The sequence below is a fragment of the Chroococcidiopsis sp. CCALA 051 genome, assembly GCF_003015105.1.
GTDB lineage: Bacteria > Cyanobacteriota > Cyanobacteriia > Cyanobacteriales > Chroococcidiopsidaceae > Chroococcidiopsis > Chroococcidiopsis thermalis.
On record NZ_PYCI01000152.1, the window covers coordinates 1 to 14,799 of the forward strand.

The window sequence follows — 14,799 nt, forward strand, 5'->3', positions numbered from 1 at the left end:
GTGATAATAGACAATCAACTAAAACTATAAATCTATCAATAATAAATAACTCTATTTCAGTAGAATGTTTACAAAAGTAAATTTCTCGATGCCCTTCTTTGCGTCTTTGCGTCTTTGCGCGACATAAAAAAATACCCCTGTAAAACGTCTAATATCAAGTTGTCTCAACAAGAAAAATTAACAAATGAGCGATCGCGACGTAGATGTCATTGTCATTGGTAGCGGTATAGGTGGCTTGACTACCGCTGCTTTATTATCTCGTTATGGCAAAAGAGTCACAGTCTGTGAAAGTCATACCATAGCTGGGGGTGCAGCCCATAGTTTTTCTCGCCAGGGATTTCATTTCGATTCCGGTCCCTCCTTCTACTGCGGTTTAAACGACTCCCACAGCCGCAACCCCCTGCGTCAAGTCTTAAATGTTTTAGAAGAAACTCTCCCAGCCATACCTTACGATCCTTTGGGACATTACCATTTTCCTGAAGGAACTTTACCTGTTTACAGCCAACAAAAACGCTATCTAGAAGCAGTAAGGCAATTTACCCCTCAAGGATCGAAAGAATTAGAGCGATTTATTCAGCGCTTGCTACCCTTGTACGACACTTTACAGGGCATTCCCACAATATTATTACGGGCTGATTGGCAACTGATACCCGTTCTCATGGGGCGTTGCTTGCCCTCATTAGTCAAAATGTTACCCCATTTGGGTTTAGTCCAAAGCTCGGTAGGACAAGTCATGGATCGGGAAGTTAGCGATCGCTGGGTGAGGCGACTGATTGACTTAGAATGTTTTCTACTATCGGGTTTAAAAGCACATGGAACGATCGCCCCAGAAGTTGCTTTTATGTTAGGCGAACGCTCTCGTGCTGGGGTAGAGTATCCAATTGGGGGTAGTGGGGCGATCGTCGATGCTTTAGTACGCGGGTTAAAACGTTGGGGTGGCGAGTTGCGCTTGGGCTGTCATGTCGAACAAATTTTGGTAGAGTCTGGTAGAGTTACAGGCGTGCGCTTGCGAAAGGGAGAAATCCTTCATGCACCAATTGTTATATCCAACGCTTCCATTTGGGATACCTACGGTAAATTATTACAGCCAGAAGATTTACCCACATCCTATCGACAGACAGCGTTAGCTACCCCAGCAGTAGATAGTTTCATGCACCTGCATTTGGGTATTAAAGCCGAGGGGTTGGACAATTTAACCGGACATCATGTTGTCGTCCACGATGCAGAACGCGACATCACGACTCCTGGTAATACCTGCATGATCTCCATTCCTTCAGTGTGGGATGATTCTCTTGCACCCCCAGGACATCATGTGGTTCACGCCTATACTTTAGAATCACACGAACATTGGCAGCGAGATAATAGCTATCAAGAACGCAAAAAAGAGCGATCGCAATCTTTATATCGTGCTTTAGAAAGAGTTATTCCAGATATTAGACAAAGAATTGTCTTAGAACTGATTGGTACACCGCTAACTCACGCGCATTATTTACGACGTTACCAGGGAACTTATGGAGCGGCGATCGCGGCTGGTAAGGGTATGTTTCCCAGTACTCACACTCCGATTTCGGGATTATATCGCGTTGGTGATAGTACCACGCCTGGAATTGGCGTGCCAGCTGTTGCCGCTTCAGGAATTTTGTGTGCCAATACTCTAGTTCAACCGCAGCAGACAGCAGAATTGCTGAATATTCAGTAACTAAAAATACCGCGATCGCAGGCAGTTACAAAACTAATTCTTGCGCAAAGCAGTAGTTACAAAACTCATTACTATTACAAATCGAACTGTTATCGTAAATACACTCTTTGGCTGTTATTCGCCATATTTTGATTCATGTCGCAAAAATTACGCTGCATTCAGTACCTACTCGCTCTTATACAGTTTTGCAGCGCAAATGATGTATAAACTACATCTTTTTGCCATTTTTTGTGCAGCCAAATAATTGAGGATTGGACGTGAGAAGAAGAGACTTTATCACGAGAATTGCTGCGTCTGCTGGTACTACTTATGCAGTTATGCAAGCTTTGGATTTGATCGAAAAACCAGCAACAGCACAAAAATCCCCGTTTCAACTTCAACGTCGAGGAGGTAATAAGCGTATTATCATTCTCGGTGCTGGGTTAGGTGGCATGACTTGCGCTTATGAATTGAGCAAAGTCGGCTACCAATGCAAAATTTTAGAAGCCAGAGAACGTTCAGGGGGTCGTTGCTGGACAGTTCGCACAGGAGATAAATTCACCGATACTTTAGGTCAGACACAGACCATCGGATTCGATCGCGGACAATATTTCAACCCCGGTCCCGCTCGGATTCCCTATCATCACGTCACGATTGACTATTGCAAAGAACTGGGTGTTCCGTTAGAAGTCATAGTCAACCTCAGCCGCCAGCAATATATTTACCGCGAAAACGCAGGATCGCTATCCGGTCGCAAGGTTCATTTTCGCGAGGCGATCGCCGATATGCGGGGATACATTTCCGAACTCTTAGCGAAGGCAATTAGTAAAGATGCAGTTGATGCACCTCTAACTGTGGAAGATAAGGAGAAAATGATTGAATTTCTCCGCACTTATGGCGGTTTAAACCCAGACTTGTTTTACAAAGGTTCTAGCCGACGTGGTTACTCTACGTATCAAGGAGCGGGCGATGCGCCTGGAGTCGTTGATGACCCTTACGATCTGAGTGCGTTGTTAGAGTTGGGATTTGCTGGGAACGAAAGTTTTGAATTTGGCTTCAACCAGCAAATGACGATGTTTGAGCCTGTAGGAGGAATGGATGCGATCGCCAAAGCTTTTGAAAAGCAAGTGGGACGATTCATTACCTACGGCGCAGTGGTGACAGAAATTCGTAAGACTCCCAACGGCGTGCAAATTTTGTACAAAGATAAATCGGGTAACGTCAAGCAAGAGACAGCCGACTACTGCATCTGTAATATTCCTCTATCAGTACTGAAAGATATTCCCTCTGATTTCGCTCCCGACATGAAAGAAGCGATCGCCAGCGTGGAATATGCCGTCACGGGTAAAAGTGCGTTACAGTTCAACCGCCGTTTTTGGGAAGATGACGAAGACATCTTCGGTGGTATCACTCAAACTGACCAAGACATCACTCAGATCTGGTATCCCTCCACAGGTTATCTGTCTCAAAAAGGCGTAGTTTTGGGCTACTACAACTTTGGTTCAACAGCAGAGACAGTCGGAACCCTCGCCCCCGCAGACCGCGTAGCTTTAGCATTGGAACAAGGGAGTAAGATTCACCCGCAATATAACAACCACTTTGAGAATGGCTTTTCGCTGTTCTGGTCAACAGTGCCTTATAGCAAAGGTGGATGGGCGGAGTACACCACTGATGTCAGAACGACTTACTATCCGCGACTGAATCAACCAGATGGCAACATCTATTTGTGCGGCGAACATCTCAGCTACCTCACAGGTTGGATGGCTGGTGCTTTTGAATCTGCTCGTCTCGTCTCTACACAGATTGCGGCTCTATGAGCGTTATTTGTCATTGGTGCGCAATCGGGATTTTATTGACATTCTCCTATCTCCGGTACGGGCGGGTTTTGAAGGTAGATTTCTTGCTGTCGGCATGAATTTTTGGCTAAACCCGCCCCTACAAATGCTTGGCTTTTGATTTTTGATTGTTACCCAAAAATTACCCAAAAATTAACTATGAAACGCTTCATCAATCAACTTCAACTTGGAAAAATTAGTGTTTGGTTATTAGCAATTGTTTGTGCTAGCTTAATTGGTCTGCAAATATTTGGGATTCATCTTCAAGCTGTAGCCAAACCAGCTGCACCGAAAGAGGTAGTGTTTTACGGTTCGCCAACCTCTTCAATTGCTTCAGCCGTCGCCGTACCGGAAGACCAAGCTTACTATTGGACGAGTGGCACAGTCCCACCAGTGATTAATCCCGATGCTCCACTGCGGACGCGCGATCGCTATGGCGATACAAAAACTCAGGCGATCGGTATTCTAGAACGAATTCAAGCTTTGTTGGCAGATGTGAACCTGAAATTATCTGATGTGGTCTATCTGCGCGTTTATCTGGTGGCAGATCCCGCAATGGATAATCAAGTCGATTACCAGGGTTGGTTTGACGCTTACGCTCAATTTTTCAACAATCCAGAAAATCCAGTCAAAACTGCCCGTTCTACCCTAGCTGTAGCTGGATTAGTCGATCCTGGTTGGTTAATTGAAATCGAAGCCGTTGCCGTTTATCCTCCCAAACATTAAGAAGTCGGAATTCGGAATTAAAAATCTTGCGTGCATCTACACAATTGGGGAGCAATTAAGCGGTAGAGTAACTCAAGTAGCGTTAAAGCGAATTTGTAGACATCAGGCTGTAGCTATGAGTCATAGCAGAATTTTGGGTACGGTATTTATTTTAGGTAGTTGGGCGATCGCAATCTCTCCCGTAACAGCCAATCCAGTAGAGGTTGTAGACTTTACACGCAATTCCCAGACCCTACAAAGTACTCAGTCCAAACAGGTTGATTTTACCGTCAACATCACTCGTCCCCAATCTTTTGCCGAGCTAATACAACAAGCGGAAATCATCGCCGCAAACTTGACCCGACTAGGATTTCAAGAAAACTCCAAGTTGCGCGAAATGTCCGTCCGCATTTTTGGCGAACGTAACGGACAAGAAGCACCTCTATTGTTTGCCAAAGTTTCTCGCTTTGACTGGCAAAAGCAACCTCAAATTCAAAACTGGAGCCAATATTTTACGAGTTCTGGTGTATTGCTTGGTCTCATAGAAGTCGAACAGCAGCCCTCTTCTCCTACGTCTACCGCACCGACTTTTCGTCGCTCTACTCCCCCAACCTCCTCTACTCCTTCAATCTCCACTCCTCCAGTTCCCATTCCTACCCCGCCTACGGTAAAACCATCAAGCAATACATCTCCACCTGCTAATAGTTTGCCTCCAGTTAATTCGCCTCCAGGTGGAGCCAGCCTAGAAGAAGAAGATCCCGGTTATAGGTAAATTAGTTATCAGTGGCTAGTGGCGCTTTGGCTAGTTGTACTGATAAACGTTCACTGTCCCAGTTTAATTTCCCCTGCTTTATCTGCACTAGCAAGAGTTTTACCATCGGGACTTATAGCTACTGCATAAACATCTTCATCGTGTTTGCTTAAAGTATTGAGCAGCTCGCCCGATCGCGGATTCCATAATTTGATGGAATGGTCTTCTGCACCGCTAATTAGTACTTGTCCGTCCGCTCGAAAAGTCAGAGAATTAATGTGGTCTGAATGCCCTTTCAAAGTATGTAATAAATCTCCAGTTTGTAAATTCCACAGCCTAATTGTGTTGTCATTTCCACCACTGGCAACTATATTTCCATCGGGACTCATGGCGATCGCAATGACTCGGCTAGTATGCCCTTGTAGCGTGCTGAGTAATTGTCCCGTGTTTAAATTCCAAACTCTGACTAAATTGTCTGCACCACCACTTACAATCGTGTAACCATTAGGACTAATTGCTACGGCACGAACTGCACTTGTATGTCCGCTCAAAGTTCGTAGTAAAACTCCCGTACTTAAATCCCAAACTTTAATCGTGCGATCGCTACTACCGCTGACAATATGTTTGTCATCGGGACTCACAGCCACAGCACGAACTGTATCTGTATGTCCCCGCAAGGTACGGATCGGTTCCCCGGTTTGCAAATCCCAAACTTTAATCGTGCGATCGCTACTACCGCTAATTAATTTATCTCCGCCAGGATCGATCGCTACCGACCAAATTGCACCTGCATGAGCATCAAGAATTGTCCGAATTAATTCTCCAGTTTTTAAACTCCACAACTTAATTGCGCGATCGTTACCACAGCTAGCTAAAATTTGACTGTCAGGACTAAAAGCCAGCGACCAAACAGTATGAACATGTTCGAGTACTGTCGGTACTTGGTGATTGTATGTCGTGTCTGCGGCAATAGTTTCGCTCATGGATAGCTGGCGCAAATCTTGCCAGCGAGTTGCACCATAAGCTATCCCTAATATTGCCAAAACTGTCAGTGTAACTGCCCCCAACCAAGATTTTGGTTGGCGTTGAACGAGATCGTCTTCTACCGTTTTTTCCTGCATTTCGCTGGTTAAAACTGCTACCGTACTCTGACGGTCTGCTTCCCAATCTGTACCTCGATCGTCTGTACCTTTACTATGAGCTACGATCGCTGTATTGAGCGTTGCATTTTCCAACCACCAAAGTGCTGTTCTTCTAATGGTTGCTTTAGCTAAATAAATCTGCTGCGGATCGTCAAATGCGTGTATATTTGGTGCTAAATTTGTCGAGGTTTCTCCTAGTCTTCTCCTAATATACTGATGCATTTCTGCTACAGAAATTGTGCGATCGCGATCTAAATCTGCTGCGCCAGTTTCAATTCCTTCTACTAAGTAATGAGTATATGTTGAGAGTTCAAATCCCTTATGAGAACATTCTGTTGCTGTATTTCCAGCCGTCAATATTACCCTACCTATTCCTCCTAACTGCTGTTGGAGATTGCCAATCATGGGATTTTGCGTCCATCCATCTATCACAGTAGAATTGTCGGCGCAACAATCGAGAATGACAACCTGTTGTTCTGCCGGACTGTCATTCATGATATTTTTAATTAGATGAGATGGGATTGCAGTCGGTGCAACCAGTTCTCCGTTGGGATTTTTACAAGTTAAGCGAGTGGGAAAGTAAAATCTGCCATAGCGATCGCTGACGTGATGACCGGAGAAATATAATAATACTAAGTCATCCGGCTGGCGTGTCTGGGCGTTAAATAAAGTTGCGATCGCTAATTGCATTGTCAGTGGATCGGGATTTTTGAGGATTTCTACCTCTGTAAAACCACCCATTTCTGGATGCTGTAAGACCCGTTGCATTGCTACCAAGTCCTTTCCAACTCCAGGTAACCAGTTAAAACCAGGTCCGTAATCGCTTACGCCGATCAGCAATGCCACTCTAGCCATTGGTGACTTCCTCCCTGATGTTTTGTAGATGCGTCGCCACCAGTCCCTACACGAATTCCAAGTGTTTTTTCATACAAGCCTATGAAAGCTTGATGATACCTCTCTAATTTTAAAGATAAAGTAAAGCAATTATTATTCAACCGCAAAAATATAGATTGTCATGTCTTCCTCAAAGTAAAGCTTTTTGGTATCTTTTAATACTCAGTTGAATAATGAGCTAGCAGATTCAAGCTTTTTATACCTGCTTCTAAAGGAAGATTTACCTTTGTATAATTAATTGCTGAATATTAGAAAGCTGATGCTCGTCTTCTCTCTCAACAAGATGCGATCGCGATCTTGCCGAGACTGAAATCAATTATTATCAAATCACCGATTGGGATGGAAGCTTTCACGGTCTGAATCAACATCTCATAGCAATTCTCGATTATGTGGATGATATTTGTAGGGGCGCACAGCTGTGCGCCCCTACCAGACGTGTATTGCATCCAATTGAAAACCGAGATCGGTTTTGAGGCAGGCTTTTCTATTTCTGAAACCAAAGCTATTATCTTTACTGGACAGGTTATTGATTCCCACGGCAAAGAATTATTTTGGAGTCAAGATTTAAGTCGCTCTTAAATTTTTTCACGAATTTTTGTAGAGACGTTACATGTAACGTCTCTACACATGTAACGTCTCTACAGGGAAAACCGATTTAACAATTTATATAGGGTGGCTATGATTTTCTACTAACAGCGACGCAAGGAACCGTCTGCATATAGTTGCAGTGGTACTAGTTCAACTTTGCCGTTAGTAATAACTTTGCTGTAGACAATTTTTACCAAAGGAGACTGTTGTTGATTGTATAAAAGTGCCATATCGATTACCTGCCTATTGATTCGGTAAAACCAACGGTATAAAAAAAGACAATACCAAGTTACGCATTCAGTAAAAATACTGATATTGTTGTAGCTTAGAGTCGTTAAAGATTTGGCAAAGATACGCGATCGCAGAAAAGGGATTTGATGAAGATTACAATAAATTTTCGTTCAGGAGTGGCGATAACTTCGTTCAGCTTCGCTAACGCGATTCAGTGGTACGGTTAGATTTCCAGTAGAATACGAACAAAATCTTAAATCAGCTTATCGTTCTTCTACTTTGGTCGATCTACTCCTAAAGGATGAAATGTATCGCTCTTTGCTTTTCTGTAGATAGCTTCATCACGCAACCGCTTAATTCCCGAAACAGTCAAACTTCCGTATGTACAAAACTGCCGCTCAGTTACCCGCACGACTGGACTATTATTACCATCAGATTAAAACCATCATTTTATCTCGGCAAAATCCGATTTCTGGCTTATTACCAGCTAGTACTGCCATCACCGCCCACGGAGATTATACCGATGCCTGGGTGAGAGATAACGTCTACAGTATTTTAGCGGTCTGGGGTCTGGCGCTAGCATATCGTAAAGTCGATCCCGATAAAGGACGTACCTACGAATTAGAACACAGCGTTGTGAAGCTGATGCGAGGCTTGTTATTTGCGATGATGCGCCAAGCCACCAAAGTAGAAAGCTTCAAACACACTCAAGCTGCCCTAGATGCCTTGCACGCCAAGTACAATACTCAAACGGGTGATATTGTCGTCGGCGATGGTGAGTGGGGACATCTACAACTCGATGCCACTTCTCTATTTTTATTGATGCTGGCACAAATGACGGCTTCGGGGTTGCACGTCGTCTACACCATCGACGAAGTAAACTTCGTGCAAAATTTGGTTTATTACATCGGACGCACCTACCGTACCCCAGACTTCGGAATTTGGGAACGGGGAAACAAAATCAATCACGGTAATGCCGAATTGAATGCTAGTTCTGTGGGAATGGCAAAAGCAGCCTTAGAAGCCATGAACGGACTAGATTTATTTGGAGTTGGGGGTAGCCAAGCATCGGTAATTCACGTTTTACCCGATGAAATTGCCCGCGCCCGCATTACGTTAGAGAATTTGTTACCGAGGGAATCTGCGTCTAAAGAAGTTGATGCAGCCGTATTAAGCGTTATCGGTTATCCTGCGTTTGCCGTAGAGGATCGACGCTTGCTAGAACGCACCCGCAATGATATTATTACCAAACTCCAAGGCAAATACGGTTGCAAGCGATTTTTACGTGACGGACATCAAACGGTGTTGGAAGACACCAACCGCCTGCATTACGAACCGTGGGAACTGAAGCAATTTGAGCATATCGAATGCGAGTGGCCCTTATTTTTCACCTATTTATTACTAGATGGAATATTTAGAGGCGATCGCACCCAAATTCAAGCATATCAGGAACGCTTGGAAAAGATTGTCGTAGAACGAGATGGCGTGAAACTATTGCCAGAATTGTACTACGTCCCGTCAGAAAATATCGCCGCAGAAAGGGCAAATCCCCAAACTCAAACTCGCCTACCAAATGAGAATGTCCCCTTAGTTTGGGCGCAAAGCCTGTATTTTCTCGGTCAAATGTTGAGTGAAGGACTGGTATCAATTGGCGATATCGATCCGTTAGGAAAACATTTAAACATCGGTCGTCGCCAAGAAGCAATGGTACAAATTGCCTTACTTGCAGAAGATGAAGATTTGCAAGCGAAACTAGCGGTTTACGGCATTGAAACCCAAACACCATCACAAGTAGAACCAATTCAAGTCCGCCAAGCCGGAGAACTATCAACTGTCTACACCCAAATCGGACGTAACGACAAATTAGGTTTAACAGGAAGACCAATTAGACGCTTGCGGAGTTTGACGACTTCGAGAATCTTTCGGATTCGCGATGAAACCGTGGTGTTTTTACCTTCTTTTCTCGATCCCCAACAATTTTATCTCACCTTAGATTACCACTTTCTAGTTGCACGACTCAAAAGCGAACTTGCATATATTAAATACCATTGGAGCGATTTAGGGCGACCGACAGTAACGCTGATGTTAACTCATACCATGCTAGAAACGGAGAAAGAAGCGTTATTACCGTTGATGGAGGAACTGAGAAGCGGTATTTGCAACGGCGTTCACGTGAAGCTAGGACGATTGCAACAATTGATGCTAACGGCAAAAACAGAACGGATCGATTTCTTGCATGAGTTAGATTTTACTCACTTAGCAGTTAACAAAACCGCACAACGCAACTATTACCTAACGTTTCATCCCGAAAAAAACTTGCCTCTAGGAATTACTCAAGAATTTCAACTAGAGTGCGAAACCAATCTCAGTCTATTATTAGGACAATTACGGGCTTCAGAAAATCTCTACGAGCAAATAGAGTTATTGCAGACATTGTATCGCTTACGCGGCTTAGATTTTGATACTGGTTTTGGCACTGGACGAGTGACGGTTGGCGATTTATTGGATGAAGTCTATACCAAGGCGGGAAATCTGTGCTTGTGGACAATTGTACGCCGCGCCGCCGGACTGCGACGGATGATAGATGTGTCGCTTTCAGACGAGGTGACATCAATTCTAGTCAGACAAAAACAAATTGCTGTAGGTAAGTCTTACAGTGAGGCTTCCTTGATTACCCAACCGATGTCTAATCAGGAAATTGGGGAAAAAATCGACCAGTTTTGTGGCGAAGATATTCGCGATCGCGTTTTGACGCAAGAAATGCTTAACTATTTAGGGGTATTAATTCGTACTGAACCTCATTTATTTAAGGGATTGCTGACATTACGTGTCGGTTATTTAATTCTATTAATTACCAGCGAATTAGGGCAAGAATTGAGATTAACTCAAGATGAAGCCTACGAACGCTTAATGCAACTATCCCCATTTGAAGTGAAAATGCGCCTGCGCCAAGTTTTAATTGGTTATGAGGGGATGAATCAAGTTTTACGTCAACGAGAATCGCTACACGTCAAACAGCCAGAAAGTGATATTGAATGGGTAGTCCTGCCTGAAACCACAGATGAAGGCTTTGTCCCTTTAAGTGGCTGGCAACAGCAGCGACACTGGGATGGGTCGATGAACCGCGTTCCTCAAGACTTTTTCCAACGAGTTTGGCAATTAATGAAACACTCTAAAGGCGTGATTATTGGCGATAAATTAGAACGTCGCAATCGGTTAGATAGCGAGTTAATTCTAGCAGAAATGACATCGGGGGAGAAAAATTTTGCCTTGCGAGTCGAGCATTTACTCAATAAAATTGAAGCGCCAGAATATCGACAAGTTAATATTGAGACGCTCATGGAATTAGCAGCAATTTGCGATCGCAATCCTAATTTACAAATAGAAGAATACATCGTTTTAGATGTATTAATCGGTCATGCCGTGCGTTTAGCCTGGTTAGAACGTTTCCCTGAAAAAGCAGACCGTTACGATGAATTTAAAGCATCTGCATGGCGTGCTTTTTATAATTCCTCACCCAGAGAATGTGCTAGTGCTGTCGTGAAGGCATTCCGATTCTTATCCGAATTTGGGCAATCTCAAGCAGCATGAGAAAGTCAAAAGTTAAAAGTTAAAAGGCAAAAAGCTGAAAACTCTAAGCTTCTGCTAAATCTTCTAACTGAGTAGTAGTTAAACTCCGCAAGCGTTCTTGGACTTCAAGTTCTATCGTTCCAAGGCGACGGGTAAGCAAGCGTAATACAACTGCTAATTCTCCTTCCCGCTTACCTTGTTGTATGCACTTTTGAATAATATCTTGGTAAATGACAGACTCACGCATAATTTCCTCTCGAAATAGTTGTTGAATTAAATTCTGCTCAAATCTTAGCCCTGCTATAGCAGTTCTCAATAATTTGTAAAGTAGGCTTCTAGCCTGCGGCAGGCTCGAAGCCTGCTCCACGTTCATGAATCAAATAGGATTGCTATATTAGGGGATCTTGTAATAAGGTAACTGTTTTTTTTCGATCCCCCAACCCCTTTTTAAAGGGGGCTAAGAAAAAATTACATATGCAGTTAATACTAATATTTAACTCAAGGGGGCAAATATGGCTGAGCTGACTAGAGATGAATTTCAATGCAGATGGAAACGCAGATGAATGCTGATGTTGGTGCAGCCGCAACCATTGGGTACGCGGATGAAGAGTGAATGCAAGCAAGATATCTATTTTGACTTTTGACTTTTAACTTTTGACTTGCTCGATCTCATCGATCGCCACTTAGTCCTAAACTATTTGATGGAGTAGCTGGTATAAGAGGTAGTTGTGAAATTTCTCTTCGTAACCGACTTAGATAACACCCTCGTAGGTGACGATCGCACCCTAACGGAACTGAACCAAAAACTAAGTTACCATCGCCACGTACACGGCACGAAGATTGTTTATGCAACAGGGCGATCGCCCATACTCTATCAAGAATTGCAACAGGAAAAAAATTTGATCTCCCCCGATGCGTTGGTTGCGTCAGTGGGGACGGAAATCTATCTTGATGGGATCGATAACCCTTATACGGCTTGGTCGGAACAACTCGATCTAGGCTGGGATCGCGATAAAATTTTAGCGATCGCAGCTCATTTTGCCGATCTGACGTTACAAGCAGATTCTGAACAGCGTCCCTATAAAGTCAGCTTTCACCTAGCTCGAACTGTAGCAGGAGAACTGTTACCTCAATTGGAATCTACCTTGAAACAGCAAGGCTTAGAAGTCAAATTAATCTACAGTACCGGAACCGATTTAGATATTCTGCCCTTACGCGGTGATAAAGGCTTAGCAGTCAAGTTTTTACGTTCAACTTGGAAAGTTTCCTCAGAAAAAACAGTCGTGTGCGGCGACTCTGGTAATGATATTTCCATGTTCGCCACCAGGGAAACCAAAGGAATTATCGTCGGTAATGCCAGTTCTGAATTACTAGAATGGCACGAAGCAAACCCAGGTGGCGATCGCTACTTAGCCCAAGCCCCCTGTGCAGGTGGTATCCTAGAGGGCTTAGGTCATTTCGGTTTTTTGGGATGATTAGCTATCTCAAGGGTACAGTTGCCAGCATTATCAAAAGTAGCAGCAATCGCGTCATCCTGATTCTAGAGGTGAACGCTTGCGGCTATGAAATGCAAATTCCCGCCCGACTATCGCAGGAACTAACTGCTGGCGAACAGACACAAATCTTTACCCATCTCCAAGTGCGGGAAGAACAGCCATCACTGTACGGTTTTGGTTCTAGCGTACAACGAGACTTATTTCGCTTGTTAATTAGCGTTAGCGGTATTGGTGCGGCACTGGCGATCGCTTTATTAGATACTTTTGATATCTCCGATCTGGTACAGGCGATCGTCAGCAACAATACCCAACTCCTTCTACAAACCCCTGGTGTGGGTGGCAAAACTGCCGAACGCATTTGTTTAGAACTGAAAAGCAAATTAGTCAGTTGGAGTCAAACAGCTGGACTCGCCACAACGACAGCCGCCATACCCTTAGCCCCAAATATTTTAGAAGAAGTGCAAGCCGCACTCCTCGCAGTCGGCTACAGCCCCAGCGAAATTTCTCAAGCACTAACAGCTGTCAGTCAAAACGCCCTCGTACCGAAAAACGCCAGCCCCGAAGAATGGATGAAACAGGCGATGACTTGGTTGAGCAGCCAATAAAGTAAGTCAAAAGTCAAAAGGCAAAAGTCAAAAGAATGGAACCCTGTTGGCGATCTCTTTATGGCTAATATTCAGGAAGTAGCGAGCTTTCGAGCAAATGAAGAACTCATGGTACAAGCGCGAACTTGTAGTAAATTGAATTGTCCTAGTTCATCCGCTGTTTGCTATAAATGCGTAACAGCACAAGTTTCAAAATTTTGACTTTTGACTTTTAACTTTTGACTTATTTTTAGGTAACAATAGTCTGCGTATCGCTCCTGTTAAGGCAAATATGCATGAGTGTGGCAAAACGTCAACTTCCCAGATTGATTCGATTTTCTGGTCGTCCTAGTCTATCCTTACAACTGACAGCGATTGGCTTAGCGATTACCCTGATTTTTTTAGGCATAGCAATACTCGCTCCAGTATTTCAAACTTGGGGATGGATTCAAAACCCTACAGAATCCCTGATTAACCCAATTCACGATCCACCTTCCCTCAAGTATTTATTTGGCACGACGCGCCAAGGTTATGACGTATTTTCGCGCACGCTATACGGCACTCAAGCGGCGTTGCAAGTGGTGGTATTAGCCACAGCCTTTGGTTTAATTATTGGCGTACCTTTAGGTTTAGTCAGTGGCTATCTCGGTGGCAAACTCGATCGCATATTGTTATTTTTTATGGACACGATCTACACGCTACCAGGACTTTTGCTTTCGGTAACGCTAGCCTTTGTCGTCGGTAGAGGAATATTAAATGCTGCGATCGCCATCAGTATCGCCTACATTCCCCAATATTACCGTGTCGTCCGCAACCACACCGTTAGCGTCAAAACCGAATTATTTGTCGAAGCTGCCCAAGCTATGGGAGCCTCAACCGGAAGAATTCTAACTCGATACCTCTTTTTCAACGTCGTGCAGAGCGTACCAGTATTATTCACTCTCAATGCTGCCGATGCCATTTTAACGCTGGGAGGCTTGGGATTTTTAGGGTTAGGACTGCCAGAAGAAACACCAGAATGGGGTCACGATCTGCGTCTTGCCCTCGAAGCACTGCCAACAGGAGTATGGTGGACGGCGCTTTTTCCTGGCTTAGGCATGACATTAATGGTTGTAGGATTGTCTCTACTGGGTGAAGGCTTAAACGAATTTATCAACCCCCGTTTGCGCAGAGACAGTTGGAGTCAAACACCACCATAATGAATTCGGAATTCGGAATTCGGAATTCGGAATTAAATCAAACACCTCACAACGCCAGTTGCTCGTGGGGGGCGACGAAGTCCGCGATAGCGCCACCCACAGGACCACACTAGCTCCCCCCCACAA

Annotated in this window: 13 protein-coding genes; 10 read left to right on the forward strand and 3 right to left on the reverse strand. The window is 44.1% G+C overall.

The genetic code is table 11. The annotated features are described in order from the left end of the window. The first annotated feature begins 184 nt into the window (after positions 1–184). The 5 genes from C7Y66_RS26075 (at position 185) to C7Y66_RS26090 (ending at position 4,990) form a co-directional block, all read left to right on the forward strand. A complete protein-coding gene (locus C7Y66_RS26075) occupies positions 185–1,699 on the forward strand; it encodes an NAD(P)/FAD-dependent oxidoreductase (RefSeq protein WP_106547825.1) in 1,515 nt (504 codons plus the stop codon). A gap of 257 nt (positions 1,700–1,956) precedes the next feature. Further along, positions 1,957–3,495: a flavin monoamine oxidase family protein gene (locus C7Y66_RS26080; protein ID WP_106547826.1), complete on the forward strand. Its 1,539-nt coding sequence runs from the start codon at positions 1,957–1,959 to the stop codon at positions 3,493–3,495. Between the two features lie 16 nt (positions 3,496–3,511). Continuing rightward, positions 3,512–3,634 (forward strand): hypothetical protein, encoded by a 123-nt coding sequence (locus tag C7Y66_RS33125; protein ID WP_255410063.1) that lies wholly within the window; start codon positions 3,512–3,514, stop codon positions 3,632–3,634. 38 nt (positions 3,635–3,672) lie between these two features. Beyond that, a complete protein-coding gene (locus C7Y66_RS26085) occupies positions 3,673–4,239 on the forward strand; it encodes a RidA family protein (RefSeq protein WP_106547833.1) in 567 nt (188 codons plus the stop codon). A 115-nt stretch (positions 4,240–4,354) separates the two neighbouring features. Then, positions 4,355–4,990 carry a hypothetical protein gene (locus C7Y66_RS26090; protein WP_106168047.1) on the forward strand — a complete coding sequence of 212 codons (636 nt, stop codon included), beginning with the start codon at positions 4,355–4,357 and terminating at the stop codon, positions 4,988–4,990. Between the two features lie 50 nt (positions 4,991–5,040). Here C7Y66_RS26090 and C7Y66_RS26095 read toward each other — a convergent pair whose 3' ends face one another. Then, on the reverse strand, positions 5,041–6,966 hold the full coding sequence (locus C7Y66_RS26095) for a caspase family protein (protein ID WP_106547827.1): 1,926 nt from the start codon (positions 6,964–6,966) through the stop codon (positions 5,041–5,043). A gap of 426 nt (positions 6,967–7,392) precedes the next feature. Between C7Y66_RS26095 and C7Y66_RS26100 the strand changes: the two genes are divergently transcribed. Then, positions 7,393–7,584: a hypothetical protein gene (locus C7Y66_RS26100; RefSeq protein ID WP_106547828.1), complete on the forward strand. Its 192-nt coding sequence runs from the start codon at positions 7,393–7,395 to the stop codon at positions 7,582–7,584. Positions 7,585–7,694: 110 nt separating this feature from the next. Here the strand turns inward: C7Y66_RS26100 and C7Y66_RS33130 are convergent, their stop codons facing one another. Further along, positions 7,695–7,823: a hypothetical protein gene (locus C7Y66_RS33130; protein WP_015152774.1), complete on the reverse strand. Its 129-nt coding sequence runs from the start codon at positions 7,821–7,823 to the stop codon at positions 7,695–7,697. A gap of 382 nt (positions 7,824–8,205) precedes the next feature. On the opposite strand from C7Y66_RS33130, the gene C7Y66_RS26105 reads away from it, so the two are divergent. After that, a complete protein-coding gene (locus C7Y66_RS26105; protein WP_106547829.1) occupies positions 8,206–11,415 on the forward strand; it encodes a glycoside hydrolase family 15 protein in 3,210 nt (1,069 codons plus the stop codon). A 43-nt stretch (positions 11,416–11,458) separates the two neighbouring features. On the opposite strand, the gene C7Y66_RS26110 is transcribed toward C7Y66_RS26105, so the two are convergent. Next, a complete protein-coding gene (locus C7Y66_RS26110) occupies positions 11,459–11,767 on the reverse strand; it encodes a DUF4351 domain-containing protein (protein ID WP_106547830.1) in 309 nt (102 codons plus the stop codon). A gap of 355 nt (positions 11,768–12,122) precedes the next feature. Here C7Y66_RS26110 and C7Y66_RS26115 point away from each other — a divergent pair, with 355 nt between their 5' ends. The 3 genes from C7Y66_RS26115 to C7Y66_RS26125 all read left to right on the forward strand — a co-directional run bounded on the left by C7Y66_RS26115 (position 12,123) and on the right by C7Y66_RS26125 (position 14,673). Next, the gene (locus tag C7Y66_RS26115) at positions 12,123–12,869 is read left to right on the forward strand and encodes a sucrose-phosphate phosphatase (RefSeq protein WP_106547831.1); all 747 of its coding nucleotides are present in this window, start codon (positions 12,123–12,125) and stop codon (positions 12,867–12,869) included. Further along, complete coding sequence (gene ruvA, locus C7Y66_RS26120; RefSeq protein WP_106168051.1) at positions 12,866–13,495, forward strand: Holliday junction branch migration protein RuvA; 630 nt, start codon at positions 12,866–12,868, stop codon at positions 13,493–13,495. Before C7Y66_RS26115 ends, ruvA begins: the two co-directional genes overlap by 4 nt. Positions 13,496–13,770: 275 nt before the next feature. Further along, entirely contained in the window at positions 13,771–14,673 is a 903-nt protein-coding gene (locus C7Y66_RS26125) for an ABC transporter permease (RefSeq protein WP_106547832.1), read from the forward strand. The last annotated feature ends 126 nt before the right edge of the window (positions 14,674–14,799 follow it).